A 24400-nucleotide genomic window follows, 5' to 3' on the forward strand; every position below is an offset into this window, starting at 1 on the left:
GAGATTTTACATCTTCCCGTCATCGATGATGAAGACCGGGCTTCTACCTATGTTTTTTCATCGATCACGCAGCTAACGACCGCCGAGGCCCCCTCCCCTTTCGGTCGTCTCGTCATGGAAACTCTGGATTTGACGAGCCTGGTTGCATTCCCCAGCCGGGCGGCGGATTAATCCACCACTCTTCTCCCAAGTTGTGCCGACGTGGTGCGTCCCCTCTCGGGTCATAGGGCAACATGCGCCGCGATAGCGGCCCATCTGCCGTTTTCTTTCTCAATGGAGGCTTTTGACCTACTCTTGTAAAAGGCCGGTTTTGGGAGGGGAAAGAATGGGTGTTGTAGAAACGTTGGCCGTTATGCTCATCGCTTCGTTCGTTGGAGGTGTCGCGGTTTTCGCGTTCCGATATACGTCTCATTTCATTGATCTTATCGGGAAAATCAACGGTATCTCGCTCGGACTTTACACGCTTTATATGGCTGTTGATGTTTCGAGCAGCTATGGCGCTCGTGCCATGCGTGACCTTATCGCTGATGATAGGCGCGGTGAGTTTTATGATCGCCTTGATAGTCTTATGCCGCTCCCGACGCTGGTCGCGTTGTTCATTTTTATGGGGTGGATGGGTTACGTGATGATTCTTGCGATGCTGGCCTCTTACGTATCTTCGGAACGCTCTGCGGATCGGTCCTCAAAGGATGAATAACCATCGGTGGCTATTCAAATGCAGCTAGCCATGAATGGTTAGTCATAGGGGGTTAGCCATCATCGATTATTCGATAACGAATAGCCGATAACGAATAGCCGATAACGAATAACCCATATGCAATATCGGTTATTGACTACCGGATATTTGTTAGCGTATAACAAATATCCATTATCGGTTATTCAAGAGGCTCCCATGGCTCAGGTCATTTCCGCCATTCAAGAAAAGGGCGGCGTCGGTAAGTCCACCCTCCTTTGCGCCCTGGCCGCTCGGCTGGCCAAAGACGGCGCAAAAGTCGTCATTGTGGACACCGATCCGCAGAAAACCTGCCTGAAATGGGCGGAAAAAGACAAATGCGGCGTTGATGCCGTCGAACAGCTGAACGACGAGCTGCTGACCAAGACGGTCAAGCATCTCAAAGGCTCCTATGACGTGGTGATGATCGACACGGCCGGGTACAAGAGTGCCATGGCCGTATATACGGTCATGCGCAGCGATATCATCTTCATCCCCTGCAAAGCCGCCGAACCCGATGCCAAGGGCGCTTTGCGCACCTGGCAACACGTTCAGGCCATTTCCGAGTCCGCGGATATCTACCCACAAACCTATGTCGTTCTGTCCGATTTCGACAAAGGCACGTCGATTTCCGAGGGCATCCGCGATGCCCTGGCTACGCAGGGTCTGATTACCCTGAAAACGCCGCTTTGGCACCGGACCGGGTTCAAGGAAATGCACACCCACGGCACCCTGCCGCCTGGTTCCGCCACGGCCGCCATCAATGAATTTGTGGCCGAGCTGCAGCTTGCCGGCGCCCTCGAATTCTACCGCGAGCCTAAGAAGGAGGCCGTCAATGGGTAAGCTCCATATCGATTTGACGGACACCGAAGAAGATCTTCCGAAGGCCGAGAAGCCCGCCGAAAAGCCGCAGAAACCGGCCAAAAAGGCAGAGGCCGGTTCTGTCAAAGCGGGCAGGGGGTCCAAGAGCGAGGAAGAGCGCCAGATGCTCGCAGGTGAGCTTGCGCGCGGCTTGCCCAGCCCAAGCCGCGAAAGCCTGCGTGACAAGCTGCGTCACCGTACCCAGCTCAATTTTAACCGCGTCCCGGTCTTCGTCCGCGATGCGTTCAATGAGCGGGCGGAAGCGCTCGGCATGTCGAAAATCGAGTATTTCTACCATTTGCTGCGCAAAGACGGGGTGGATATTCCGCCATACGAGCAGATGGACCGGCGCACGCTCTAGGCTGGGCTTCGGACATGCAAAAGGGCAGGGGGCCGGAGCCCCCTGCGGGTTTCGTTCTCGTTGAAATCGGCTGGTTTCAGCCGATTTTTACACGATTAAAGGCCAAAGCCATTCCACCAGATCGCGCAGCGTTGGCACCAATACCAAGACCATTTGGATAGTCTTAAGCACTCGCTGCTCAGTGTTGCTGCGCTCAACCTTGACCAAATGGTTAGGTTGTCTTACGGTAGCTTGTATAAGTTTCGAATTCACCGGCTATACACCTCCTTTCCCCCTGCGGATTGGATACCTCGCACGGCCATGCGAGGCAGTTGCCCGGCAGAGATCAAGCAACAAACGTTAATAGAATACCACAACCGTCCAATGGTTTAAAGCCGCTGGGCGGTTTTTTCTTGGCTTTTACCCGCTTTTTCACGGATATTCCCAAGTATTCCATGGTCTTCTCATGGTTTCCCATGGTTTCCCATGGTTTCCACAAGTATTTACCCCTAGTGTTCGTTTTTCCTGCACCAAGGTAGGGGCGTTTGTTGCAAGAAACCAGCATGTCAGCCCGATATTCGCCCAAAACACTGCTAGTACTGCTTCCGATGGTCCTTTGAGGGTAGGGCACATCGCCTCTGGCGACCGGGCTCTATGGCTACGCCACGGAGCCGCCTTCGCCGTCTCCGCCCATACGGGTCACGATCCCTTGCGCGGTTCCGAACCGGCAAAAGCGTAAAACAGGTTTGAGCCGCGTCAACCTATTGCGATTTGGAGGGCACCCTTTCGGATGCCCTCCGTCCGGCGCTTATGCGCCGGATCGGGCTTTGTCCTGTTTCCCTTCGCGCCGGTTCCAGACGAGATTGAAAACGCCATCCTCCTTGTCGGACTGGAAAAGCGCGCAGTTGACGGGACGGGCGAGGAACGGGTCATTTAAGCGAACCGACCAGAACGGCTTGCCGTCCTTGTCCTTGGCCCAGGCAGCGCCAATTTCGCTTTCAATCCCCTCGTGCCGGATCGAGTAGTCAGCGCCGGCATCCATCGGCTTGAAAACCAGGTCCGCGCTGCCGATAAGGCTTTTCAGCTGGCCGCGAAGGATGCCGTTCTGGTCCGCTTTGAGCTTGGCGATGATCATTTTCAAAACTCCTGCTACTTCCGGCCGCCACCACGGCGTGCCGTCTTGGCGTCCGAAAGACCGGCTCTAGCGCCTGGCAGCACCCGGCAGGGCGGAAGCGCAGCGGACGAGCTGGCCAGCTGCGTTTTTGCTGCGCGAGGAATGCCCGCAGGGCAGGGGAAAAAGGCAAAGCCGGCCTGTTTGCGCCAGAAGCGAGACGGTCAGGACCGCCCGCTTAGACGGCTCACCCGTGGCGATCCGGGCTCAAGACAGGTGCTTGCGGATGTTTGCCGCCCAAACGGCCCAGAATAAGCCCCACAGAGGCGTAATGCCGCATGAGCGCCCTTTCCCGGCTTTCAGCCGTTTCGGCGCTCCTGGGCGAAATATGGGGATTCTGGGATAGGAAATTCGCTTGCAGCCGGGCAGGGGAGGGCTCTACCGTCAAGCGTTCCTGTTTTGTTCATAAGCCCGATGAAACGCAGCCCATACCATCACCGCATTTGGCCAAAATCCGTGCTGACCCTGCACAACATGACCCGCGCCATCGAGCGCGGCGAACTGGACGTGCACGCCCTCTGCGATGGGCAGTGCCCGCGCAATCTCATCTTCGATGTGCCGTTGAAGCTGCTTTCCGCCGCCGTCCCGCCGAAGCGCTATACCCTGATCGGAAAGCACATCCGCTGCCCGGTTCGCGGCTGCCGCTTCCGCTGCAATGTCATGGTCAAGATTTCCAATCTGCCAACGCAATCCATCTCCGTACATGAACCGCCCCCTTATTGGAAATTGGGGTAGGAGCAAACGGTGAACGTCACACTCTGTACTTTTATTCCCCTGTCATTGTCTATTCACGCGTCACATTGGCAGCATACTCTTCAACAATTTCCTCAATGTCTTTCCATCTCCCCCTGCCAAGATAGACTTCTAACTTTTGATAAAAATTGTCGAAGTCCTTCCATTCATCATAGGTGTTGATGCTGCCACTCCAAGAAGGAATCTCTATTCCAAAACGTTTCATCGCATCTTGAAAGTTCTTCTCGTCCGCTTCGAAGGCAATCCAGTCGCCAGGCGGTGTACTCAACGATCTACTTCGCATTCTCTCAAGCGATTGACGGATATGAGATGCAGAAAACGCAAGATCGTTCATTCTGTCATACGAAGGTTCGTCTCGCTGCGTTCCGCTAGGTTTGGATAAATTTCGTGCATATTTCCCAGCGCAAAACCCGACTGCAAAAGCGACGACGAGTCCGAACCACCACGACCAAAGCACGGACCAGATTGCGCTAACCGCTTGGATAACCATCTCCTGAAGGAGTGAAAAAACAGACCAGAGAGTGATCCCTTCCACAGTATTTGTCACAATCGCAACGAAGACCGCACTTCCGGCGAGCCCAACGAGCCCTACAGCCCAGCCCACTAATTTCTTAGATATCGTCAAAGCTGCAAATCCTCGTCAATGGGCTCCGCCAATTTTGCGCCCTGGTTGCGAACATTTCCAATTTCCCTGCCTATCGGCCAGGCGCGCATAAGTTGGGAGGGCAGGGGTTCGGACGCGAGTTTCACCGCGTCCTCAGCCGGAGCTTTCAGCCACGTTTCCCGATCCTCCGGGGCCACAATGACCGGCATCCGGTCATGAATCCGCTCCATGAGCGCATTCGGCCCCGTAGTGAGGATCGCAAACGTGTACCCCTCCCAGGGTTCATCCTTCCAAGTCCCGCGCCAATAAGTCCATATGCCGGCGAAAGTCATCAGACTTTCATCGCGCATACCGATGGCGAAAGCCGTTTTGTCCTTCGGACCATCTTTCCGCCACTCATAGAAATGATTGGCCGGGACCAGGCATCGATGGCGCTTCATGGCCGGCCCCCAAAGCTTCGAGCTCAAGACGCCTTCAACGCGCGCGTTGAGCGTCGAGCTGCGCTTTTTCTCAAGCGGGTCTTTAAGCCATGGCGGCACCAGGGACCAAAGGCACATCGCGCCTTTGATTTCGTCATCCTTGCAAAGCACGGCTGCCGTCATCTGCATGGGCGCGATGTTGTAACTCGGCCGAAACTCACCTTCATCGGGTTTCGTCGGCTTCACGGGCGCTCTCGCGCCGCCGTTCAGCCGTTCCCAGGCATCTGCCCAGGTCGGTTCGTAAAGGGCAAATCGTCCGCACATCTCATCCTCCGATCGATCCCGGCCGCCCAGCCTAACCCGAACGATCGGGAAGGGAAGGGCACTCCATCGCCGATTGTCCTGCCGGCAGGACGGCAGGAAGCGCCAGCCGCCAGGATCCGCTATGCGGATACTTGGCGGCCTAAAAGAAATTAGCATCGCGTGCCCAATCCCAGCATTCACGGGCAAGTCGGACCAGTCCGGCCAATGCCCACGGAATGCTTGATAGAAGCGCTGAGGGCTTCCGATTATTCGATTTTCGGGGGGATTGAGTTGTGCGTATCGGGCGCGGACGCCACCTGAAACGCTTATCCCGCCGACGAGGGAACTTCGCCATGCGGGAGATGTTGCCAATGAGATACCCTTCGGGAATGGCTGGCAAGCGTTTTACTTAGAATGGAGAACTCGTCTCGCCGAAGCCTGTGAGTAACGGGGAAAATTGTGCCTAAGACCATCCCTACAAAGATGATTTAGGAATATCTCCTCTTGTGAGCAAGGGAACAGAAAGGTGACTGCATTCAGCAGCCACCTTCCCTTATGCATTAGCGCTCCATTTTCGCGCTTTCTTTGTGGTGATTCGTTTGAAGATCGGAGCGTGGGTAAATAGCTCGCTCGACGAACACCATTTCAGCGACAAATCGCAGGAGCGCCGTTCTAATAACCTGATCCTTGCCGCGCCCGCTGTCGTAGACCACCAGCCGGTGCCGTTGTGACGGGCCAGGCTCTTTCATTTTCAATTCGAGCCGGTCGTCTTTGAATTTCAGGGAAAACTCGACACTGTCTTCACCGCCATTGGCGGTTTCCTCCACGGTCCTTGGCATGTCCCCTCCTGACCACCCCGCCCATACATGGGTGTAGCTTTAATACTGAAATGATTCGTTTTCCTTGTAGACCAACTGCGGGTTGAATTTGGAGGGTTCGGCCCGAGTGCCCATCGAGCAGTGCTCGCGCACGGCGTGCGCCGTTGCGAGCGAATCGCAATGAATATATGGTTCTGCCGGGATTGGGGTGGCGTCACACAACAAAAAGCAGGGGCATTTCAATGCCGAAAACAGGAAGGGGGGAGAGCCGGGGGCTTCATGCTTGGCGCGCAGCGCGTCAAGAAAGAAGTCACAAGGCTATTCTCGCCGCGACCCATGACCAATTCACTTCCCAAGGATTCCAAGCCGCCTCGGTAATCGATATTGCCAAAAAGGCGCCTGTTTCGACCGCCACGATCTACAAACATTTTCCGAGCAAAGAAGCCCTGGTTGCGGCAGTCATCGAAGATTTCTTCTCGGCCAAACCCAGCGTTCCACACAACCCAAAATGTGATCCGAAAGAGCAAGCCTACGCCTTCCTGAATGCCATGATTTTGGCCGATGCCAGAAATCTGATGGGCGAGCTGGCCGATCAAGACATTGAGGGGCAGGCCATGGACGTGTTCAAAGACTGGCTTGGGCATTCACGCCGCGCCCTCGATGCGCCAGGCGCTCGGAAATAGAGGAGCGTGTCCCTGTGCCCAGCGCCTCCGCTCACGGGGCGCTGACATCCAATAGGAATGCCCAGACTTCCCTCGCAAATCTCAAAACCGATCCGGCAAGGGCAATCATGCCCGCCCAGGTAAAGAGACGTGGCCCCCTCGGGTCTTTTCCGTGTGATTTGCGGGGGGATCTGATTGAGCGCATCGGGCGCGGTCGCCACCTGAAACGCTTATCCCGCCGACGAGAATCATTCGCCATGCGGGATAGCTTGATGAGTAAGCATCCCGTAGGGCTGTGCTGTCAACCGCGTCGCCCGGATCGAACCCGCTTTACCTGTGGACAGATTGGGCTCACTCCGTGAACGGAGAGTTTCAAATTTCAGAAAACCCAGCCCCACCAGCATTGCTGGCGGGGTGAAAGATTGGGGGCCCCTGACGGGCCCCCCTGGTCAAGCCCCAAGCGCTCCGCGTGAAAGCCGCCCGGCCGTGGCTCGCTTCGCTGCGCCCGCACCACCCGGACGGCTTTCAGAGCTTGACCATTCCCCCGACGCTCATTGGCGCTGGCCTAGTCAGGGTTGCGTGTGCGCAACCCTGATTAGAAAAGGAGTTTTCTTGATGAAACCCGCCGACGCTATGTCCTTCCTCGGCCTCTCCGGTGAGATCACGGAAGAAAAGCTAAAAGCCGCTTTCCGCGCCGCTGCGAAGAAATATCACCCGGACGTGAATCCGGCTGGTGAAAACATGATGAAGGCCGTAAATGCTGCGTTCGATGTGCTCAAAAGCATGATCGGCCAGAGCATCGAGGCCGACCAGACCACAGCAGGGGAGGGCTATCCCGAAGCGCTGAACGAGGCTCTGAACGCGGTTCACGGTCTGCCGGGGCTCGAAATCGAGATTTGCGGTAACTGGGCCTGGGTAGGCGGCAACACGCGCGAGCACCGCGAAGCGCTGAAAGCTGCTCACTTCCGTTGGGCGCCTAAAAAACACCGTTGGTATTTCCGGCCCGATGAATGGAAAAGCCGGGCGCGTGGCAACCTCTCCATGGAAGAAATCCGGGAGCGTCACGGCTCCCAGGCATTCCGCGCGGGCAGCCGCGCACAGATCACGGGGGCCGCATAATGTCGATCCCGCGCCCCGTCGATCACGCCCCTATTGTTGCCCGGCTTCTGCCGGGCAATTGGGCTCTCAACCGCATCAAGACCGATGACGCCGCCGACGCATGGCACAAATGCGCCTACATCCACGATAAGGCCAAACCTGCCCGCCTTATCTGGCTCATGAAGGACTGGCATAAGCCCGACCGGCTACGCATCGCAGGTTATTTGCCCGCCTGGCCGACTGCCGCCTTTTCGCGCGTATCCAGGGCCAGCATCGGGGTAAGCGCGCGCAGGCCGTCCGAACAGATCGCCCGAGAGATCGAGCGCCGCTTTTTGCCCTGCTATCTGGAAGAATGGGACCAGGCCGAGAAGTACCGGCACGAGCGGCAAGCTGAATTCGAAGCCTTCCGGCTGCGCGTCGAAATGGTTCGCCAGCTATTCCCCGAGCTGCGCCAGCAAACGCATGTCCCCATGACCGACTATCCGAGGTTTTACATCGGGCGGATGGCCGAGCTGGAGCTGTCGCACTACAGCGCCGGAACCCGGATCAAGCTTGAGCTTTCCTTTGGTGAATTGCTGCAGGTGTTGCATCTCCTGAAAGCCAACCGCGAGCAGGGGAGGGTGGAGGGATGACCGAGCAAACCCAAACCCCTGCCGTTGCCGAATACCGCTCAAGCATGGAATATTTCATAGCGGAGGCCGTGCGCCTCGATTGGCTGCGCATCGAGGAATACGGCAAGAGCGAGAAAATGGCCGAGGTTGTCCACGGCATGGCAGAGCTGGCGCTTGCCTTCGCCCAGCAAAACCTAGAAGCCCATAAAGCCGGGCCCTGGGCCGAGCTGGATTGTATTGCCGACTGGCTGGACCATTTTGCAGAGCATACCCGCGCCCCTTCCGGCACGGTCCCGAAACCCGGTCAGAAAGGGGACTTCCCCCTTGTGATCGAGGGATGGGCAGTGCATGTCACCTATCGCCTTTTTTGCGGGATGACAGATCATTTCGTCTTTCGGCATTTCGGCAAGAATGGGGAACTGGCCCCGGCACCCTACGCCGTGGGCGGGTATAGGTCCCATCATGCGATAGACGGACTGACCGCGCAGCTCGGCGTGGAGGAAGTGGCCCGCCAAGCCTTGGCGGATGTGTGGGGTTCGGTCACGCCGCAAGAACTCGACAGGAGAAACCAGCTCAGCTTGTTCTGAGCGCGGCCTGAGCTATCCCCCATAGGTTCCTATGGGGGGAGCGGCTTTTTTACAGGCAGGATATTAATTTTCCTAATATTCGTTTGACTTATATTTGCCAGGGAACTATATTTCCTCATGACATGGAACGTGGAATTACACGACGACTTTGAGCCCGAATTTGATGGGTTGGACGAGGCTATAAAAGACGCTTTGTTGAAGCGGCTAGCGCTGCTGAAAATAAAAGGTCCTCAGCTCGGCCGCCCGACAGTGGATACGCTAGAGCGATCCCGCCACCCAAATTTGAAGGAACTGCGATTTAATGAAGGCGGCGGTGTTTGGCGTTTCGCTTTCGCCTTCGATCCTGAACGCCAAGCCATCATTCTTTGTGGTGGTGATAAAGCGGGTGAGAACCAGAAAGCATTTTATCGCTGGCTGATCGATTTGGCGGATGCCCGTTTTGACGATCACCTTGAAAAACAGAAAGGGAATTAAGATGGGCCGGACATTAGAGCAGATTATGGAGTCCTTGCCGGAAGAACGCCGAAAGAAGATCGAAGCTGGGGCTCAAGAGCTTTTGGCTCTGCACGAATTGCGGGAAGCTGCAGAGTTGACCCAGGTTGATCTGGCGAAGCTGGTCGGTCTTTCGCAGAGCGCGGTTTCTCAGCTCGAAAAGAAGGGTGACGCGCGCGTTTCGACCCTGAGCAAATATGTGCAAGCTATTGGTGGTCAGCTTGAGTTGGTAGTCAAAATGCCAAACGGCGCCACCGTGTCGCTGCGGTCGCTCAAGAACGAAGAAAACGACGAATTGAAGTCCGCATCGTAACCACTGCGAAATCTTCTATGGTATAATGCAGCAATCACTTAACGGGTGAAAGCATGGCTAAACCTACTTCCTCATTCATTTCTAAGGGTACTTCTCGGAACTCCCGCCGTATTAAACCCAAGTTGCAGCGGATCGGCTATTCGTTGCCGCTCGATGCGGTGCCAGGGAATTTCGTGGCGGGATACAAAGAGCTCGTTGCTAAACACAAGAGGGGCAAGGCTACCCGTGACCAGTCGCCGGAAGAAATTATACGCGGCCTTGCGGCAAAACATGGCGTCACACCTGAGCGCACCGAATTAGATGACATGGCCGATGATTTCGCCCGCCTTTCAGATGCCGAAGTTGAGCCGGACGAACTGGCCGATCTTGTGGTTACTCTCAAACGCAAAGGCATTCTGACCGCTGACGAAGCCGTCAAACTCTATGCCCAGCATGTCGCCTCACAAGTGTCATGACATTTGATCCCTTCGGTGATTTCAAAGAGCGCGGCTACCTGCGCAACGTTGAAAGGATCAAAGACCCTGCAGTGGTCAAACGCGTGGAGGCGGTTTCATTCCGCGCAAGTATCGATGACGTGCTAGCACACCTGAAATCGAAATCCGAGATTGGGTATCAAGATGTCCTCGATACCCATAAGAAGCTTTTCTCGTCGGTCTATCCCTGGGCAGGTCAGAGCCGTACGGAGAACGCCCCAGGGATTGCCATTAGCAAGGCGGGTAGGGATGACCTCTTTGCTCACCCACGCGATATACAGCGCGCCGTAGAATACGCCTTAACGCAAGCAGCCGATCCAAAGAGGGTGCGGGAACGGCCCGGCGAGATTTTTGGCCAGCTGGCGCATGCCCATCCTTTTCTTGAAGGAAATGGGCGCACCATTTTGGCCGTCCATTCCGAGATCACCCGCCGCGCCGGCGTAAGTATTGACTGGGCGAGAACGAACAAACAGGATTATCTGCGTGCCCTAACTGCCGAGCTAGAACAGCCTGGCAAGGGCAAGCTTGATGAATACCTGAAACCGTTCGTGGAACGCAAAGCGGCTACCCTCGAAAAGACGGCGGAAGTGCTCAAGGAAATTACCGCGCCCAGTGCGGCACTCGCCAACACTGCCAAGCTTCTGAAAGCCCAGCAGGCGAGGGTGCAGGCTCAGAAGAACGAACAAGGACCCGAACGGTGATCGAAATCTATCATCTATTTGGCATAGCCTGCGTTGTATTCACAGCCGCATGGAGCTTTGCTTACTTTCTGAATTGGTCGCGCCCAATTCGATTCTTCTGGGCGTATTCCGCAATTCTTCTCGGAAGCTTGACCTTTTACACAGCCTCTTTCCCATCGTCGTTGTACCCAACCTTTTCCTGGCTATGACAATGCAGACGATAGGGAAGACGCTGATGGATGCGCTGATGGTCTATGGAACTCTCTCCGGGCTTTTGCTCTGCGGCTTCGCTACGCTTGCCGCTCTGCAGCCCTCAGCAATCGCGCGACCCTTCTTCGTTACCAGGCGTTTTCGAACCTTCGTCGCACTCGCCTTTATCAGTGCGATCTTCGCCTTGTTAACAGGGATCATGGCTTACTATGGCTCTCGTCTATAACGGCGACGTGTGAGAGCTACTGCTTAAAATGATTGAGTGGCCAAACATCTGGTTCCCAACATTCAGTTGTTTTATCGGATGATAAGAATGTAGGCATCGTAGGCGTGATGGATTTGTTTCCCATCTTCCGCATTACTTGCTCCACCCTCTCACGTCCACGTACATATCCCACCACGGCATAATGGTAGGGAGAGTGAAGATTTGCCATCAGCCGAACTGTGCCGATTAACAATATCTCATTGAAATTCCCGCACGCACAACTTTCGAGGCGATAGCCAGTATTCTCGGGAACACCATTCCTGCTGTCACCGCCAACGATGTAGGAAACGTTTGTTCTGTTTCCTAAAATGTACTCGAGACAAAGTGGAGTGAAATCGTCGGGGTCAAGTGTAGTGAGCATCTGGCAATAAGCGATTTTTGCAATCATCCGCCCAAAACTCTCTGGAACATGTCGAAATTTAGTAACCAGCTGCTCCGGATACTTTTTCAAAAATGCTTCAGAGCGTGGTTGGTCTGCCTCCGCTTTTAGAAGCCACTGTTTTGAGAGGTCAACATCGGGGGGTAGACCTTGGAGAATTCCCGCCTTTCCCATTTGATAGTAAACGAGGGCAGCGGGATATTCATCATAGCGCACCCTTATTTTCTTTTGCCCAGGTTTGACCGGGGGAATATCAATCCAATCACGGGTTTTAAGTCTCTTTTGCCTCTGTCTAGAAGGCTTGTTGTTTCTAGACTTTCCTCCGTATGCGTATCGTGCATCTCCCCACAATTCACGGGCAACATCTAACTCAAACTTACTGGTGATCTTCGCGCACCGTTTGCAAGTGGCGTTGAGTAGCACATGTTCCCCACCAAGCGAGTGAGGAACAACATGCTCATCAGAAAGTGACACTCCAGCTTTCCGGCAGTAGATGCAGAACCCAAACTCTTTTTGTGAAGTTTTGTCCATGAGCGCAAATCCGTTTGGCGCATAACAAATCTTATGGGAAATTTCTGGCGTTCTTGGGGGGGCTTTTGCGGGATTCACACCGCCTCAGTTACGCGCTATAACTCCATGACTTTCGCATATTAACAGTTACGAAAGTTGAGCGGAGGCAAATTTACAGCAATAACTTGACGCGACTCAGCCGCGCCTAGAGTATTTACCATACTTTGCGCCGATTCTGCGCGAATCCACAAGGAGTTGAGAATTTGAGGCCATGGGCCAGTTCGGCGGCAACCGAACAAAGGGCCCGAAATAGAAAAGCCCCGGTGCGGCGGCAACCACAAACCGGGGGCTCCTAAAGATCGAAACCAATCTGAAATCTGAGTCGATCTTAGGAACCCCCAGAAAAGCAGTCAAGAAAAAAGCGCGTTTCGCGCCACGGGATTGCTTTGCCTAATCGCTGCCGCTCTCCGGGCATTTGCGGAGAAAGATGCGGTGACGGACCAACTGGACCGGGCGCTTTCGCGCCTATACAATGAATACGCTAAGGGATTGATTTCATTCGATGAATTGTCCCGGCGCGAAGACGAAATCAGAGCTGACAGCACGAAAAACCGCCGCATGGCGGCACAAACCAGGCGTAGAGAGCATGTCCAGGAATGGCGCTCCTTCCGCCACAAGCTGCCAATCAGTGCCTCCATGCACCTGACAGACGCGCGCGCGAGCGCCCTTGAAGGCCTCATCTATCTGATCGCCAGGGACTCGAAGGATGGTGATTTTGAATGCCAGGTGCCGGTTGCAGCCATTGCCGCCGTCGCCAAAGTGTCGGAGCGGTCAGTGCGCTTGATGCTCAGTGTCGCGGAGGATTTGAAGCTCATCGAGCGCGAGCATGTTCGAATCAAAGCCTACCGCAACGCACCGAATGTCTATCGCATCATCGAGGGCCAACTGCAGCGCCTTGTGGCGCGTTTAAAAGCGCGCTTTGCGCGCGAGAGCGGCCAGGAAGACGCCCGCCCGCAATCCATGCCCGCTAATCCTGCAAAACCATGCAGCGTATCCAGAGAAGATTTATCTTCTCTACCTACATCCCCCCCTGCAAATGCCAACAGTACCCCTGCTGCCCCTGCAGAAAGTAGGAAAAGGGCCGACGCGCCTAATCGGCGCGACGACTTCAAGGCGGGGACTTCGCCCCGCCATGAGCGCGGCGCTCCCGCGCCGCGAAATGCTTGGCAGTTTAAGCGAGGGGGCGCAGCGCCGTACCTCGATCCGCAGATTTCAACGCGTATGGCCATCGCCGCATTGGAGATTTTGAAAATTCCTCGAAGCGGCGGCCATTGGACCGAAGCCGTGGAGGATCTGCTGAGATCGAGACACCCCGATATTGCCGAGGGATATTGGAAATCCCGAATTCGGCTGCACGGCCCGCGTGCCTATCTGGCCGTGCTCGAAGCGGCATTGAAGAAAGAAACCCGCGACGAAAAACCGATCCGCAACGAAACCGCGTATCTCATCGGCATTCTGCGCTGCCAGCCTGATGAATGCCGCCCGGATGTGTCCGTTCAGAAAATTTTGGAGGCCGCATGATCCCGCGCCGTGTGATTCTGGCGGCGGCGGCCGCGCTCGCTTCGCTCGCTTATGCCGCCGTCTTTCCTCTATCGCCGCCCCTGCCCGGCGAGCGGGCACGGGTGATCGACGGCGACACGGTTGAGCTCGGGCCCAACCGTGTACGGTTTTGGGGGATCGATGCGCCGGAGCGCATTCAACAATGCGCGGATGACGCCGGCCGCGCGTACCGCGCAGGGGCGGCCTCAACCGCACACCTTGCTCAGATGATCGCGGGCAGGCCGCTTTCGTGCCGCCCAATCGAAAAGGATCGATATGGGCGCCAGGTCGCCATTTGCTGGGCAAACGGCGACTGGCTATCGGTAAACGCCCGCATGGTCTTGGAGGGCATGGCTTTTGCCACCACCGATTACGACCGCCTGGCGGCGATCTATCTGCCTCTCGATGCCATCGCTTCCGCACGGGGGCATGGCTTGCGGCAGCTCCGGTGCCAGCGGCCCGCCGATTTTCGGCGGTCTTCTCGGTAGAAACGACTAACCAGCATTGGCTAACCAATGCTGGACGCGTTGACGCGCGACAGAACCGATAAATGGGAATTGAGGCCGCGCGAGAAAAAGGGATCGCTGCCGGAGCAGCGATGAATTTTGTCGGGGAATGAAGACCTGTTGCGCCTGGCGGCACGTTTGAATGAAAAGCGGCGACCTCTGTCGAGGCCGCCGCCAAAGCCCCGGAGGGCTTTAGAAGGTGTGCGGACTATGGAGCCGTCACCCCCTCGGGTCGGCTTATTCTTATCACTTGCCGCTTTCAGCTCCTTTAAAGCGCTCCGGCCAATTGAACCTATCTGCGGCACTTTTCTTTCCGCTGTGAGCACTCAACCGGGGCAACAAATCAAGCCGTACCTTCCAGCCCATCCAGCCGGACCGATTAGCACGAAGCGCGCGCCTTTCTTGATGCCTCGCGCCGGCAGGACTGCCCCGCCCCTTCGATGTGAGCGGGGGTTGCCGCGTTCCTTGGGAGCCATGACTGATCATCAATCGGGGTTTTAAGAAGGCCGCTAGCCGCACGTCATTTGCCTGCTGCGCCCCAGGCACATTCTCCCGAAAGCTCAAGCACCGTGACCGCCGTTCTTTACGTGGAAAATCTGGCCAGCCATCGCCGGGGTAGCAATCCGGCGCGCCAAGAATTTTCCCCTGCCCTGCGGGCATTCCTCGCGCGCCAAAATTCTAGGCACTCTGAATCGTCCGCTTCGCTCCCGCCCTTCGGGTGCAACCCCGTCGATAGCCGTCCCGGTCGATTTCCACGAACGGCGGACACGGTGTCCGCTAAAAATTCAGGAGAACGACCATGATTATCGCGCAGCTCAAAAAAGATGAAAACGGCAACCTTCGCGGCCAGCTCGTGACCCTCACGATGAATGCGCCGCTTGTCTTCCGTCCCAACGAACGCGGCGCTGCCTTCTCGGTCTTTATTGAAGGTGCGGCACCTTCCGAAGTCGGCGCGGCATGGCTCAAGAAGTCCGACGACAAAACGTTCTACTCGGTCCGGCTGGATGACCCTGCGTTTCCGCATCCGCTCAGCTGCGCCCTGTTCGAGAGCACCCATGAAAACGAAACGTTCAATCTCGTTTTCACTCGGCCGAAGCGCCAGGGCGATGAAAGCGAAGGCAACGACTAAACCGACCCGAGGGCGGCTTTTGGTGAAGCCGCCCTCTTACCCATCGGTAAGGCAGTTTCACGCAATTTCGCTAAAATGCACGGTTTTTCCCGTTGACAATATGATGGTGTCAAATAGTTACTCACCTTGCAAATGTGTAAAAATGCAGCACTAATAAATAGTCAGCATACCGTGTTTATCGGCATCATAGGTACGTATGGTGCTAAGCGAATTTCATCGCGCGTTGCCTACCTTCGCGTGTAAGCGAGAGAAACATGCCGAGACCCAAGAGATTTAAGGACCCCGTCCGCGTCTCCCTCGTCCTCGATGCAGACGTGCGAGCCATGATGCAATTCCTGGCGGCGGGCGACCACGCCCCCTCCTCGTCCGTGCTGGTTCAAACTGCACTCGAAGAATACTTTGAACACCACATTGGGAAGAACTGGCGCACGCACTATAAGCGCCTGACCGAGATACAGGACCGCTTTCACAAAGAGGAAACATAGACAATTTTATGGAACCTCTCCCCTTCCGCCCCGTGCGGACGTGGTGAGTCATCCCCTCGGGTCCAAAAAAAACAAAGTGTGCCGCAGGCACGCCGATATTTTTTATTCGATGTTGGAACGAAGGCGCGTGCCCCCAGGGCAACGCGCCTTTTTTCGTTTCAGAGGCAGGATAGTGAGTGCCGCACCCCATGCGCAGCCTGGCGCGCGGCACAACGGGGGGTGCCGCACCATGCTTTGCATAGTGCCGCACCACTTTTTCAGGGGTGCCGCACTTGTTTTCAACAAGTGCCGCACCTGCGAATGATCATCCGTTGTCGGATAATCATTCGAGAAACAGCAAACTTTCGCAGTTTTCCGACGTTTTTTAAGCCGCTATTATCGATTGTGTCGGAAACTCAAGTCTGCTGTTTGACTGGCAGGATACGCAATTCTTCATGAAGAATTACATAGAGATGCCCGCTTCGCGCCGCTCCAATCCCTCTGCTAGCGCGCCTGGTTCGAGCGATGATGTTTCCACCCGTCCGGGGCCGCGGCGGCGCATGGCCAAGCCGAAGCCCGTTCAGTTCGTTTGTGATGCTGAGTTTGCGAAGGCGCTCAAAGACTACGCGGCAGATGAGAGCCAGCGCGCTGGACGGAACGTCTCCATGTCGGAAGTGATCCGCCGCGCCCTCGATGCTCATATGGACGCCAAAGAGGGACATTCGGCGTCCATCGAGCCCGTGTTGTTAGAGGTGGCTTTTCAACTGCGTGCAGCGGGCCGCCTTCTCAACCAGTTCTGCCGCGACCTCTATTTTGACCGCTTTGGCGATGAAACCGTGGAGCGAATTCCGCTCCGCGATTTCCAGATGATGATGAGCGTCTTTGCCGAGCAGGCCGAACAGGTCGGCAAGATCATCGAGGAGCTGAAGCGCTGATGGCAGACCTGCGGCATTTGCGCGGATCATGGACCGAAGTCCACCCGGAGGCACATTCGGCCACCCGCTCCTGGTGGGATGACTATAGGCGCGGACGCTACGTCAAGGACCGGGAAGCTGCGAGCTTCGCGCGCCATTTCCGGGTACGGGCCATGACGGCGGCCGGCGAAATTTCAACGACCTCCGTTCCTGGGCAGAGCCGGGAACTGGTCTTGAAAAACATTTCCTGGGGAAAGTCCATCGGCCACGCCTTCCGCTTGATCGAATACCTGTCCCGAGATGGGGCATTTAACGTCACCGATCCGAACGACCCCAACATGATCAATGGGGTGCAAGCGCATCTCAGGGTGAAGGAGGAATGGGGCTTGCTCCCCGATGCTCAGAACCTCAAGCCCGAGTTTCAGGACAAGCCTTCCTCATACTGGCTTCAGGTGCCCGAAAAGGACCGCCTGCAGAGCAGGCAGTTTCTTCATTCGGTCGTGAGCCTGCCGCCGTCCCTGAACCTCCCCGATAGATCACCTCTTAGTTCCAGCCAGCCCGACGCTGCCGCCGCTGGCTTTGCCCTTTCCTCTGCTGCCCGGTCCGTTTTCACGGATGCCGGGCATGATTTCCTCATGTTCCCGCATCGGGATAAGGGGCACCTTCACTTTCATTTCATCATCCAGGCGAAAAGCAGGACGACCGGCAGGCAACTTCACCTGCAGCGGTCCCAAACCCAAGCTTTGCGGCAGGAATTTGCGCAGTCGCTTCGGCGCGTTGGCATCGATGTTATCGCAACTGAACGCCGCGACCGTGTTCCCGAGCTGACCCAAAGCCCGATCGACAAGGCCATTCACCAGACAATTCAGCGGGGAGATGCCTCCTGGTTTCAGCGCCAGCAAGCCTTGCAGGAGGGCAAGTATCAGCTGGGAACCTTCGCCCGGAAAGCTCCCGGCTGGCACGCCTCATTTGGCTTGGAATACGAAAAAAGGGTGGCTTTCGATCCGCTGCAAAAAGGGACGGCCGGGCCCTCTCCACAGTCACCCGCTCAGCGAGGATCTGCTGCACGCAGATTGGCTGAACGTCTTGGCCTCGCTGCCCGTTCCCAGCCGCAAGAGCCGGTTGCCGCGCCTCTGTCCTCTTTCTTGAAAGACCTTCCGCCGGAAGGCGCGGATCACCTGGCGAAGAAGGCGATTGGGCTCTACCGCGCCCCGGAAAAAGCGCTTCGCTCTTTTGCGGCGATGTACCAGGAGAACCCGAAAATGGCTGTTTGGGCGCTGAACAGGCGGCCCCTGGCCTTCGGCGATTTGAAAGCGGGGTGGGAAGCGCCCGACCTGACCAGGCGCGAGCTGAACCCGGCGCCGGCATGGTTCGAAGCGGTCAAAGAAGCCCTGCCCGCTTTCAACACACTCTCCGCTACGGAAAAGCAGATTGCCCAGGTCCAAGCAGCGGAGGCAACCGAGCAGCGCCAGAACAATCTTGCAACCCGCGCCGCCGAGAGGCTGCAGTTGCGACACAACGCAGCCTCCGCGCATCTGCTTGGGCTTGCCGAGCGTGTTCGGGAGGAATGGGGGCGCGATCCAAGAGCGGCGAGCTATGCCGCTCAGATAGAGGCCCGCGCCATAGGCTTGCCGGATGATACGCCCGATCTTAACCGGATGGTTGCCGCCGCCCGCGCCGCCCTCCGTCATGAGGCGGAACAAGCTTCCAGAACACCGGATGCAAATAGGGCGATCCAGGCCCGTTTGGCCCAGGATCGCCCGAACGACAAGGATCGGGAGAGGTGAGTTCTCCCGGTAAGCGCCGTCTATTCACATTGGTGGACCCTCAGGAAAAGGAAGCCATCACCCAGATCGTCCTTCGGGCCGACCTGTATGCTTCTCCCGTCATCCTCAAGCTTGATTCGAACAGGTGCATTTTTGTACGTCCCGGTAACGTCCAGCTCTAGCAGGTTCTCTTCCAGGCGCTCGATGTTTTTCACGCTGTAGTTTCGCACTCCAAAACCTGTTTTGGATCGAATGTGCAACACCCCGTCCTTCTCACTGAACTTCACCCAGTTCGTCAATTCGTCGCGCCGCGCTTCATCAAAATCGCAATCCTGATACCAGTTCTCTGCGAGGGCGATCTGCTCGCCGTTCTCTGCCACCTTGAGCATCACCTTATCCGAGCTCAATGCGCCCTTTCCGGCTTCTTCCGAGCTGTCTCCGCAAGCCGACAGGGCCATAGCCATAACGACGCCGATAATCCAAAACCGATGCTGCATCCATGCCTCCGAAACTAAACTGACTTATTCATAATGCCGTGTTTTCCATTCTTCCACCAGTTTTGAGGCTTCCGGCAAAGCCGTTTTTACGCGCGCGGCATATCGTTTCTGAATTTCCGGCCGTGTCGAGTTGTAGAACCCGACAGCCCGCCAAGTGGGGCCGTGACGATGGATTTCCTGGGCCAGAATCCATGCGCCGGAGTTGACGCAGGAACAGGGATCGTGTGCCAGGTGCGCCTCGGTAATCCCATATTCCTCCAGCTTGCCCAGCCACCACGAATTGACCTGCATCGCGCAAATGTCTCTAGAGCCATTCGCGTTTCCGTTCCGGGCGCTCATTTTGAGGCGGCTTTCTGCGAGGCCGATTGCCACCAGAAGCTCAGGCGCTATCTGGTATCGCTCGCTTGCCTCGAAAAAGCACATAGGCAACCTGGGATCGGCGCATGCAACGCCGATACCCATAACGGCCCATACTGAGAGCAGAGCCGCGAGGTTCCTTTTGACCCTGCCCCACATCATGCCGGCAAGCTCAGACGTTTGCGCAACGTTCGATCTCGATAAGCCAATACCGTGTCGCACCATACCGGCTTATGGTGATGATTCTGCACTAGAAGAATGTTCTTGCCCGATGGGATCGCGCCGATTTCGTTGGGCTTCATCAGAGCTATGGCCTCCCAGCTCGATGACACGCTTCCTTTCAGAGTAAGGCCGCGCTGCATCGAGTTCGATTTGCGCTTGCGCGTTTGCTCGCCGATCATTCTTGAAATCTTGTCCCGCGTTTCCGGGCTGTTCTGCGAGAACACCGTCAAATAGGAGGCCGTGTTGATGAAGGTCTCAAGACCGTCTGCCCCGTATTTCTCGCGGAGCTGACTGAAATCCTGCAGAACGGCCATACAATGGACCCTCATGCTGCGGCCAAACTCGAAAATGCGCTTGATCGTGTCCGACTTCGGCAGCTGCGCCATCTCTTCGATGAGAAACAGCACCGAGTTCGCCTTGCTCTCTGGTTTGGCCGACATGAGATTGTCGGCCAGGGTGTTTACCAGCAGCCCCGTGATAGGCGATAGAGCGGCTGCTTCATCGGGCCTCATCGAGACGTAGATGGTTGCGGGTTTTCCATTTCTCAGATCATCGGCCTGAAAGGAACAATCGCTTGTAGCCTCTCTCACCGAGCTGTTTTTAAACATGCTCAGTGCGGTTGTGAGGCTAGCGAAATGGCTCGCGCGTTCCTTGAAGTTCATGCGCGCCATCTCCATGAAGCCTTCCTGGACCCTGCGCGGCAGCCCTAAATCTTCGGCGTCATGGGCCGAGAGAATAAGCAGCGCGCCCACGGGGTCTGTCACCTCGATCTCTTCACCGCCGACCGAAATCGTCTCGCCCTCTGCCGGGCCTGACGCGGCCCAGGTGAGCACGTCACCCATACACGCATCACGCCCCTCTTTCTCCGCCTTGCCGATCAAATAGAGCAAGACACTCGACATGAAGGCGCGCGGCGCGTCATCGAAATACGGGTTGGCGCTGTTCTCACGTCGCGGAATGAGGGTGGCCGCGATATTGTCGATCCGGATTTCCAAAGAGGCTTGATCCTTTGGAAGGGCCGCCCTTGCAATCGGATTGAATTTCGCGCCTTCGGCTCGCCAATCCACCCGGTAGACGGGGCCCAGCTTCTTTCGCCAGCCAGCCGTCATCTCCCATAGCTCGTTTTTGGGGTCCGCAATGACGAGGCTGCCGGGATAGCTCAGAATCACGGGCACCACCCGCCCAATTGTCTTGCCGGACCCGGCCGGCCCGGCCGTGATTTCGCTTCGGGTTTCCTTGCGCACATCCGCGATGAGTTTCTTGCCGCTGGCCCGGCCGAGCAGCAGGCCCTTTCTGGCCGTGATCCCCATTCGCCCGAAATCGCCCCGCTTCGCCCAGCGGGCGATGCCGTAGCGGGTGTTAGAGAATGAGTATGGGGACCATAGGAAGGCGGCAAAGACGCTCAGCGGTATCAAAGCGAAACTCGCCAGCATCGCTTGTGATTCCCATGTCCAGTTGCCTGTTCGGATGGTGAACCAGGTCAGTTCACCCACCCATGCCCAATGGTCTTGTCGAAGTCCATTGAAGCCTGTGAGAAGCCACGCCGATGCGCCTGAAAGGACCGTTCCGGCGGATACAAATGCAATCATCCAGCCCTGGGCTTTCTGTTCCTCACGCTGCATTGCGTTTTTCCTCACGTTTTTCTGCAAGATCGAGGACTTCCAGCACCCGCCGCTCGCCGGTTTCATGGGAGCGCCCAACCTGCAGGATTATGTCGATCTGGCTTTCTAGAAATTCGATGACGGAGTCATTGGGGCGGTTCGCCATGCCGATCATTGTCTTGATTGCGTGCATTGCTGCGCGCGGATCATCAGCGTGAAGCGTCGCCATGAATCCGCGGTGCCCGGTATTCAAAAGGCGAACGACCGACCAGGAATTATCAATGCGAAGCTCGCCAGTAATAATTCGGTCAGGACGCATCCGCATCGCAATATCCATGACGCTGGCGTAGTCCCCGCCTCCTTCATCGTCATAGCCTTCAAAAACCGAATACTGCGTGAGGTTTTTGTGCGGCATGTCGATCAGCTCGCGCACATCCTCAACTGTGATCAACCGTTCATGGATTGGAATATCCTTCGTCATGCGGCGCAGAAGCGTTGTCTTGCCGCTCGATGTACCGCCAGAAATCAGAATGTTGCTGCCACAGCGAACCGCGTCCTGAACGCGGCTTGCGAGCGTTGCATCCATTCCGAAATCTGAATATTCGATAGAAACCGGCCGGAAAAGACGAATGGCAACGGCCACCCGTTCTTGAACGGCTGGCCCTATTGAAAAGGCGGCGCGGTGTCCCCCATCCAGCATCACTGAGAGATGCGGATAAAGATCACCGAAGGGCCGCCTTTCCCGGTTTGCAAGAGCCGATGCCAAATCGCGCCAATAGGCTTCCGTCAGGGCTTTATCATCCACAAGACGGGGGGACGTTGCCCCCCGCTTGTAGAGCATGATTTCACCTGGCCGACAGGCAACGATTTCCTCAACATCGGACTGATTCAGGTATTTCTGAATCTTCCCGAGATATGCAGAAACAACGCCGGTCATACTTGGCTCTATTGCACAACGGGGCAAAAATACGTTGCCCGGACGAACGGTGATCCCTGATTTGTCCAGGCTCCATACTGCTTGCTCCCATCCGGCAGCTGTGTGACCTGTCGGCTCTGATTGCGGTCGAAATGAGTCATTCTCAGCGCATATGAGAGCGTTATACACGCACTGTAGGAGCTGAGGCCGGTCACTTGGCGCGAAGACGGCAGATAGTCCCAGAACTGATTGTATGGACAACTATTGGGGTGTGATGAGCATCCGGCCCCAAAATAATAACCACGTTGACGGCTGTCTTCAGAGTCCCATTGCGTATATGCATAAATCGTCCGGTTCTCGCTTGAATAAGTGCACCCGTTGGTAGGTCCTTGGCTCGCCCCTGCCCCGTTTGCATAAATGGCTTCGGAACCATCAGGCCGCCGATAGATGGATGACCTGTCAGTCAGCTTATAGACGTTGCAGCCCACGTATTCTTCCTGGCCGTTGAGCACATCGGCATTGCGGACAAACACGTAGGGCACCGGAGATTCGTTCTCATTCACGGCAGGGCTTCCGACATTGACCCGCCCTTCCGGGCCGTCAATATAGGTCTGCGCGACCGGCAAGGCCGAGCGCGCGGCATCGTCGTTCTCCCAGCCGACCTGTTCCAGATTATGACCTGCCGTCTCACCCGTGCGTTCGCACGAAGTGAGATAGGAACGGACCCCATCAGGCTCGTAGAAAAAGCGATGGTGAATGTAGCTGAGGCCCGCCGCCAAATCGTGGTCAAACTGCCCTTCGCAGCCCATCCGCGTCTTGGTGACGCCGAGCTCAACTCCTGGCAAGCAGCCAGAAATGTGCTGCGGCGACCCGTTTACAGTAATGAATTTCCTGCCCTGGCGGATCACCACACCCTGCTCCGCATTGTAAGCGTCTTCACAGACGCCATAATCCATTTGCATCGCATAAGTCGTGGGCGAATCCACGCAGCCGGCCACATTGCGCTCTACACCCTCGTCGTCGGTATAGATCGCCCGGTGCTGCTGCGTCGAAAGGTCATCATCGAAATCATGCCGGATCGAGCAACCGTCCGTGGTGAATGTCACCGGGAAGGTTTCTTCGGTCGGCAGGCAGGGAGCAACAACAGTCCGGCGTTCCCGATCATCATAATAGACCGTTTCGGCCTGCACGGTCGCGCTTAGCTGCTCCAAGCTCGTGAGGATCGGGCACGCGTTCTTTTCTTCCACAAGCTGGTAAAAAAGATATTCACCCGTCACATCCACATACCGCTCGCAGTCCGTCACGAAGGTATTGTTGCCCTGCCAGGTGTAATATTTCCGCGCTTCTTGATAGGCCCTTCCCTCTTCCCTCGCGACGGCGACAGAGCAGCCTTCCCGTGTGGTCTTAAGGGGTAGGCGCTGGCTCGTGTCGGAGCACTCGCTGCGTTCGCTTTCAACTCCGTCAACCAGCGTGATCAAGCGGCCTTGGACAATGGCGACACCCTCCGTTTCAGAAACGCGGGGTTCGCACCCCTCAAACGTCTCTGTCACAGAAGTCTGCTGTTCGGGTTCCTTGACGACCTCCGGCGGTTGAAAATTAGCAAGCTGGTCGTTTCCGCCTTCGCCTGTTTTGCCGGAACCGCCAAGGCTATCGCCGTCTTGTCCGTCTTCGCCGTCTTCCCCTTCATCGTCTTCTTCCGGCTTGGGCAGCTTTTCAAGCATCGCCATTGCGTCTTCAATCGCTTCGGGAAACTTACCGGCGACAGGCACCGGATACCCCTTCTGCACTTCGTTAGCATTGGGGTCGAATTGCGTCGAAAGCGGGAACCGCAGGCGTTCAGGCGGAAGGTCCGCACCCTCCACCATGAGCGCGGTCCACTCCACAGACCATGCCCCGCCCTGCCCTGTCCGGTTGGGCTGAGCGGTGCCAATCATGCGGACCCGCTTCATCGCCTGGCCGCCGACGCCATCCGCAATATCCTGGAAGAAGGAAGTCGCCCGCGCCGGACCTTCCACCGGAAGATTATCGGCAAGCCGCACCTCACCATTGTCCACGGTCTCAGTCGAATAATCTTGTACCGAACCCGGAAGCTTTGGCGCTTCCTGAGCTGTCGCCCCGAGGGGAAAAATCAGCATTCCTGCAAAGAAAATAGCCTTGAGCATACGCAT

At 56.5% G+C, this 24400-nt stretch carries 28 protein-coding genes; 18 read left to right on the forward strand and 10 right to left on the reverse strand.

Features of this window, described 5'->3' with window-relative positions:
• The first annotated feature begins 325 nt into the window (after positions 1-325).
• The 3 genes from M2A_RS15620 to M2A_RS15630 all read left to right on the forward strand — a co-directional run bounded on the left by M2A_RS15620 (position 326) and on the right by M2A_RS15630 (position 1934).
• A complete protein-coding gene (locus M2A_RS15620; protein ID WP_045449438.1) occupies positions 326-697 on the forward strand; it encodes a hypothetical protein in 372 nt (123 codons plus the stop codon).
• A 195-nt stretch (positions 698-892) separates the two neighbouring features.
• Entirely contained in the window at positions 893-1555 is a 663-nt protein-coding gene (locus M2A_RS15625; RefSeq protein WP_045449440.1) for an AAA family ATPase, read from the forward strand.
• Positions 1548-1934: a hypothetical protein gene (locus M2A_RS15630; RefSeq protein WP_045449442.1), complete on the forward strand. Its 387-nt coding sequence runs from the start codon at positions 1548-1550 to the stop codon at positions 1932-1934. Before M2A_RS15625 ends, M2A_RS15630 begins: the two co-directional genes overlap by 8 nt.
• A 787-nt stretch (positions 1935-2721) precedes the next feature.
• Here M2A_RS15630 and M2A_RS17620 read toward each other — a convergent pair.
• Positions 2722-3048: a DUF736 domain-containing protein gene (locus M2A_RS17620; protein ID WP_052379554.1), complete on the reverse strand. Its 327-nt coding sequence runs from the start codon at positions 3046-3048 to the stop codon at positions 2722-2724.
• Between the two features lie 450 nt (positions 3049-3498).
• Between M2A_RS17620 and M2A_RS15640 the strand changes: the two genes are divergently transcribed.
• Positions 3499-3819: a hypothetical protein gene (locus M2A_RS15640; RefSeq protein WP_045449444.1), complete on the forward strand. Its 321-nt coding sequence runs from the start codon at positions 3499-3501 to the stop codon at positions 3817-3819.
• A 49-nt stretch (positions 3820-3868) separates the two neighbouring features.
• Here the strand turns inward: M2A_RS15640 and M2A_RS15645 are convergent, their stop codons facing one another.
• The 3 genes from M2A_RS15645 to M2A_RS15655 all read right to left on the reverse strand — a co-directional run bounded on the left by M2A_RS15645 (position 3869) and on the right by M2A_RS15655 (position 6002).
• Positions 3869-4462: a hypothetical protein gene (locus tag M2A_RS15645; RefSeq protein WP_156101788.1), complete on the reverse strand. Its 594-nt coding sequence runs from the start codon at positions 4460-4462 to the stop codon at positions 3869-3871.
• Positions 4459-5340 carry an SOS response-associated peptidase gene (locus M2A_RS15650; RefSeq protein WP_156101789.1) on the reverse strand — a complete coding sequence of 294 codons (882 nt, stop codon included), beginning with the start codon at positions 5338-5340 and terminating at the stop codon, positions 4459-4461. The genes M2A_RS15645 and M2A_RS15650 overlap by 4 nt, the downstream gene beginning before the upstream one ends.
• Before the next feature lie 383 nt (positions 5341-5723).
• The gene (locus M2A_RS15655) at positions 5724-6002 is read right to left on the reverse strand and encodes a hypothetical protein (RefSeq protein WP_045449448.1); all 279 of its coding nucleotides are present in this window, start codon (positions 6000-6002) and stop codon (positions 5724-5726) included.
• Positions 6003-6223: 221 nt separating this feature from the next.
• On the opposite strand from M2A_RS15655, the gene M2A_RS17625 reads away from it, so the two are divergent.
• The 9 genes from M2A_RS17625 to M2A_RS18065 all read left to right on the forward strand — a co-directional run bounded on the left by M2A_RS17625 (position 6224) and on the right by M2A_RS18065 (position 11333).
• Complete coding sequence (locus tag M2A_RS17625; RefSeq protein WP_052379556.1) at positions 6224-6664, forward strand: TetR/AcrR family transcriptional regulator; 441 nt, start codon at positions 6224-6226, stop codon at positions 6662-6664.
• A gap of 594 nt (positions 6665-7258) precedes the next feature.
• The gene (locus M2A_RS15665; protein ID WP_045449450.1) at positions 7259-7762 is read left to right on the forward strand and encodes a DnaJ domain-containing protein; all 504 of its coding nucleotides are present in this window, start codon (positions 7259-7261) and stop codon (positions 7760-7762) included.
• Positions 7762-8373 carry a hypothetical protein gene (locus tag M2A_RS15670; RefSeq protein WP_045449452.1) on the forward strand — a complete coding sequence of 204 codons (612 nt, stop codon included), beginning with the start codon at positions 7762-7764 and terminating at the stop codon, positions 8371-8373. The genes M2A_RS15665 and M2A_RS15670 overlap by 1 nt, the downstream gene beginning before the upstream one ends.
• Positions 8370-8939, forward strand: a complete 570-nt coding sequence (locus M2A_RS15675) for a hypothetical protein (RefSeq protein WP_045449454.1) — start codon at positions 8370-8372, stop codon at positions 8937-8939. The genes M2A_RS15670 and M2A_RS15675 overlap by 4 nt, the downstream gene beginning before the upstream one ends.
• Positions 8940-9056: 117 nt before the next feature.
• The gene (locus M2A_RS15680; protein ID WP_045449456.1) at positions 9057-9413 is read left to right on the forward strand and encodes a type II toxin-antitoxin system RelE/ParE family toxin; all 357 of its coding nucleotides are present in this window, start codon (positions 9057-9059) and stop codon (positions 9411-9413) included.
• Positions 9379-9744, forward strand: coding sequence for a helix-turn-helix domain-containing protein (locus M2A_RS15685; RefSeq protein WP_197052968.1), 366 nt, complete (start codon positions 9379-9381; stop codon positions 9742-9744). The genes M2A_RS15680 and M2A_RS15685 overlap by 35 nt, the downstream gene beginning before the upstream one ends.
• Before the next feature lie 53 nt (positions 9745-9797).
• Entirely contained in the window at positions 9798-10199 is a 402-nt protein-coding gene (locus M2A_RS15690) for a hypothetical protein (RefSeq protein WP_156101790.1), read from the forward strand.
• Positions 10196-10918 carry a Fic/DOC family protein gene (locus M2A_RS15695; protein WP_081875690.1) on the forward strand — a complete coding sequence of 241 codons (723 nt, stop codon included), beginning with the start codon at positions 10196-10198 and terminating at the stop codon, positions 10916-10918. The genes M2A_RS15690 and M2A_RS15695 overlap by 4 nt, the downstream gene beginning before the upstream one ends.
• 214 nt (positions 10919-11132) lie before the next feature.
• Entirely contained in the window at positions 11133-11333 is a 201-nt protein-coding gene (locus M2A_RS18065) for a hypothetical protein (RefSeq protein ID WP_156101791.1), read from the forward strand.
• A 16-nt stretch (positions 11334-11349) separates the two neighbouring features.
• On the opposite strand, the gene M2A_RS17880 is transcribed toward M2A_RS18065, so the two are convergent.
• Positions 11350-12282 carry an HNH endonuclease gene (locus tag M2A_RS17880; RefSeq protein WP_081875691.1) on the reverse strand — a complete coding sequence of 311 codons (933 nt, stop codon included), beginning with the start codon at positions 12280-12282 and terminating at the stop codon, positions 11350-11352.
• Between the two features lie 471 nt (positions 12283-12753).
• On the opposite strand from M2A_RS17880, the gene M2A_RS15705 reads away from it, so the two are divergent.
• The 5 genes from M2A_RS15705 to M2A_RS15730 all read left to right on the forward strand — a co-directional run bounded on the left by M2A_RS15705 (position 12754) and on the right by M2A_RS15730 (position 18660).
• Positions 12754-13842 carry a hypothetical protein gene (locus M2A_RS15705; protein WP_156101792.1) on the forward strand — a complete coding sequence of 363 codons (1089 nt, stop codon included), beginning with the start codon at positions 12754-12756 and terminating at the stop codon, positions 13840-13842.
• Complete coding sequence (locus M2A_RS15710; RefSeq protein ID WP_052379558.1) at positions 13839-14348, forward strand: thermonuclease family protein; 510 nt, start codon at positions 13839-13841, stop codon at positions 14346-14348. Before M2A_RS15705 ends, M2A_RS15710 begins: the two co-directional genes overlap by 4 nt.
• An 817-nt stretch (positions 14349-15165) precedes the next feature.
• On the forward strand, positions 15166-15495 hold the full coding sequence (locus tag M2A_RS15715; protein WP_045449465.1) for a DUF736 domain-containing protein: 330 nt from the start codon (positions 15166-15168) through the stop codon (positions 15493-15495).
• A gap of 919 nt (positions 15496-16414) precedes the next feature.
• Positions 16415-16894, forward strand: a complete 480-nt coding sequence (locus M2A_RS15725; protein ID WP_197052969.1) for a hypothetical protein — start codon at positions 16415-16417, stop codon at positions 16892-16894.
• A complete protein-coding gene (locus tag M2A_RS15730) occupies positions 16894-18660 on the forward strand; it encodes a relaxase/mobilization nuclease domain-containing protein (protein WP_045449473.1) in 1767 nt (588 codons plus the stop codon). The genes M2A_RS15725 and M2A_RS15730 overlap by 1 nt, the downstream gene beginning before the upstream one ends.
• A 20-nt stretch (positions 18661-18680) precedes the next feature.
• Here the strand turns inward: M2A_RS15730 and M2A_RS15735 are convergent, their stop codons facing one another.
• From M2A_RS15735 to M2A_RS15755, 5 genes are read right to left on the reverse strand one after another with little or no spacing between them, the layout of a single operon-like run.
• On the reverse strand, positions 18681-19136 hold the full coding sequence (locus M2A_RS15735) for a hypothetical protein (protein ID WP_045449475.1): 456 nt from the start codon (positions 19134-19136) through the stop codon (positions 18681-18683).
• 24 nt (positions 19137-19160) lie between these two features.
• Positions 19161-19598 (reverse strand): lytic transglycosylase domain-containing protein, encoded by a 438-nt coding sequence (locus M2A_RS15740; protein ID WP_197052970.1) that lies wholly within the window; start codon positions 19596-19598, stop codon positions 19161-19163.
• Positions 19599-19651: 53 nt separating this feature from the next.
• On the reverse strand, positions 19652-21337 hold the full coding sequence (locus tag M2A_RS15745; RefSeq protein WP_045449482.1) for a type IV secretory system conjugative DNA transfer family protein: 1686 nt from the start codon (positions 21335-21337) through the stop codon (positions 19652-19654).
• A complete protein-coding gene (locus M2A_RS17630) occupies positions 21327-22253 on the reverse strand; it encodes an ATPase, T2SS/T4P/T4SS family (RefSeq protein WP_052379559.1) in 927 nt (308 codons plus the stop codon). Before M2A_RS17630 ends, M2A_RS15745 begins: the two co-directional genes overlap by 11 nt.
• An 8-nt stretch (positions 22254-22261) precedes the next feature.
• Positions 22262-24400, reverse strand: a complete 2139-nt coding sequence (locus tag M2A_RS15755; RefSeq protein ID WP_045449484.1) for a hypothetical protein — start codon at positions 24398-24400, stop codon at positions 22262-22264.

It is taken from the genome of Tepidicaulis marinus (genome assembly GCF_000739695.1).
Taxonomy (GTDB): Bacteria; Pseudomonadota; Alphaproteobacteria; order Parvibaculales; family Parvibaculaceae; genus Tepidicaulis; species Tepidicaulis marinus.

What these genes read in the sequence shown, in the direction of transcription:
- M2A_RS15620 (WP_045449438.1), top strand. Translation starts at nt 326, where the DNA reads ATGGGTGTTGTAGAAACGTTGGCCGTTATGCTCATCGCTTCGTTCGTT.
- M2A_RS15625 (WP_045449440.1), top strand. Translation starts at nt 893, where the DNA reads ATGGCTCAGGTCATTTCCGCCATTCAAGAAAAGGGCGGCGTCGGTAAG.
- M2A_RS15630 (WP_045449442.1), top strand. Translation starts at nt 1,548, where the DNA reads ATGGGTAAGCTCCATATCGATTTGACGGACACCGAAGAAGATCTTCCG.
- M2A_RS17620 (WP_052379554.1), bottom strand. Translation starts at nt 3,048, where the DNA reads ATGATCATCGCCAAGCTCAAAGCGGACCAGAACGGCATCCTTCGCGGC.
- M2A_RS15640 (WP_045449444.1), top strand. Translation starts at nt 3,499, where the DNA reads ATGAAACGCAGCCCATACCATCACCGCATTTGGCCAAAATCCGTGCTG.
- M2A_RS15650 (WP_156101789.1), bottom strand. Translation starts at nt 5,340, where the DNA reads ATGCTAATTTCTTTTAGGCCGCCAAGTATCCGCATAGCGGATCCTGGC.
- M2A_RS15655 (WP_045449448.1), bottom strand. Translation starts at nt 6,002, where the DNA reads ATGCCAAGGACCGTGGAGGAAACCGCCAATGGCGGTGAAGACAGTGTC.
- M2A_RS17625 (WP_052379556.1), top strand. Translation starts at nt 6,224, where the DNA reads ATGCCGAAAACAGGAAGGGGGGAGAGCCGGGGGCTTCATGCTTGGCGC.
- M2A_RS15665 (WP_045449450.1), top strand. Translation starts at nt 7,259, where the DNA reads ATGAAACCCGCCGACGCTATGTCCTTCCTCGGCCTCTCCGGTGAGATC.
- M2A_RS15670 (WP_045449452.1), top strand. Translation starts at nt 7,762, where the DNA reads ATGTCGATCCCGCGCCCCGTCGATCACGCCCCTATTGTTGCCCGGCTT.
- M2A_RS15675 (WP_045449454.1), top strand. Translation starts at nt 8,370, where the DNA reads ATGACCGAGCAAACCCAAACCCCTGCCGTTGCCGAATACCGCTCAAGC.
- M2A_RS15680 (WP_045449456.1), top strand. Translation starts at nt 9,057, where the DNA reads ATGACATGGAACGTGGAATTACACGACGACTTTGAGCCCGAATTTGAT.
- M2A_RS15690 (WP_156101790.1), top strand. Translation starts at nt 9,798, where the DNA reads ATGGCTAAACCTACTTCCTCATTCATTTCTAAGGGTACTTCTCGGAAC.
- M2A_RS15695 (WP_081875690.1), top strand. Translation starts at nt 10,196, where the DNA reads ATGACATTTGATCCCTTCGGTGATTTCAAAGAGCGCGGCTACCTGCGC.
- M2A_RS18065 (WP_156101791.1), top strand. Translation starts at nt 11,133, where the DNA reads ATGGATGCGCTGATGGTCTATGGAACTCTCTCCGGGCTTTTGCTCTGC.
- M2A_RS17880 (WP_081875691.1), bottom strand. Translation starts at nt 12,282, where the DNA reads ATGGACAAAACTTCACAAAAAGAGTTTGGGTTCTGCATCTACTGCCGG.
- M2A_RS15710 (WP_052379558.1), top strand. Translation starts at nt 13,839, where the DNA reads ATGATCCCGCGCCGTGTGATTCTGGCGGCGGCGGCCGCGCTCGCTTCG.
- M2A_RS15715 (WP_045449465.1), top strand. Translation starts at nt 15,166, where the DNA reads ATGATTATCGCGCAGCTCAAAAAAGATGAAAACGGCAACCTTCGCGGC.
- M2A_RS15725 (WP_197052969.1), top strand. Translation starts at nt 16,415, where the DNA reads ATGAAGAATTACATAGAGATGCCCGCTTCGCGCCGCTCCAATCCCTCT.
- M2A_RS15730 (WP_045449473.1), top strand. Translation starts at nt 16,894, where the DNA reads ATGGCAGACCTGCGGCATTTGCGCGGATCATGGACCGAAGTCCACCCG.
- M2A_RS15735 (WP_045449475.1), bottom strand. Translation starts at nt 19,136, where the DNA reads ATGCAGCATCGGTTTTGGATTATCGGCGTCGTTATGGCTATGGCCCTG.
- M2A_RS15740 (WP_197052970.1), bottom strand. Translation starts at nt 19,598, where the DNA reads ATGGGTATCGGCGTTGCATGCGCCGATCCCAGGTTGCCTATGTGCTTT.
- M2A_RS15745 (WP_045449482.1), bottom strand. Translation starts at nt 21,337, where the DNA reads ATGCAGCGTGAGGAACAGAAAGCCCAGGGCTGGATGATTGCATTTGTA.
- M2A_RS17630 (WP_052379559.1), bottom strand. Translation starts at nt 22,253, where the DNA reads ATGACCGGCGTTGTTTCTGCATATCTCGGGAAGATTCAGAAATACCTG.
- M2A_RS15755 (WP_045449484.1), bottom strand. Translation starts at nt 24,400, where the DNA reads ATGCGTATGCTCAAGGCTATTTTCTTTGCAGGAATGCTGATTTTTCCC.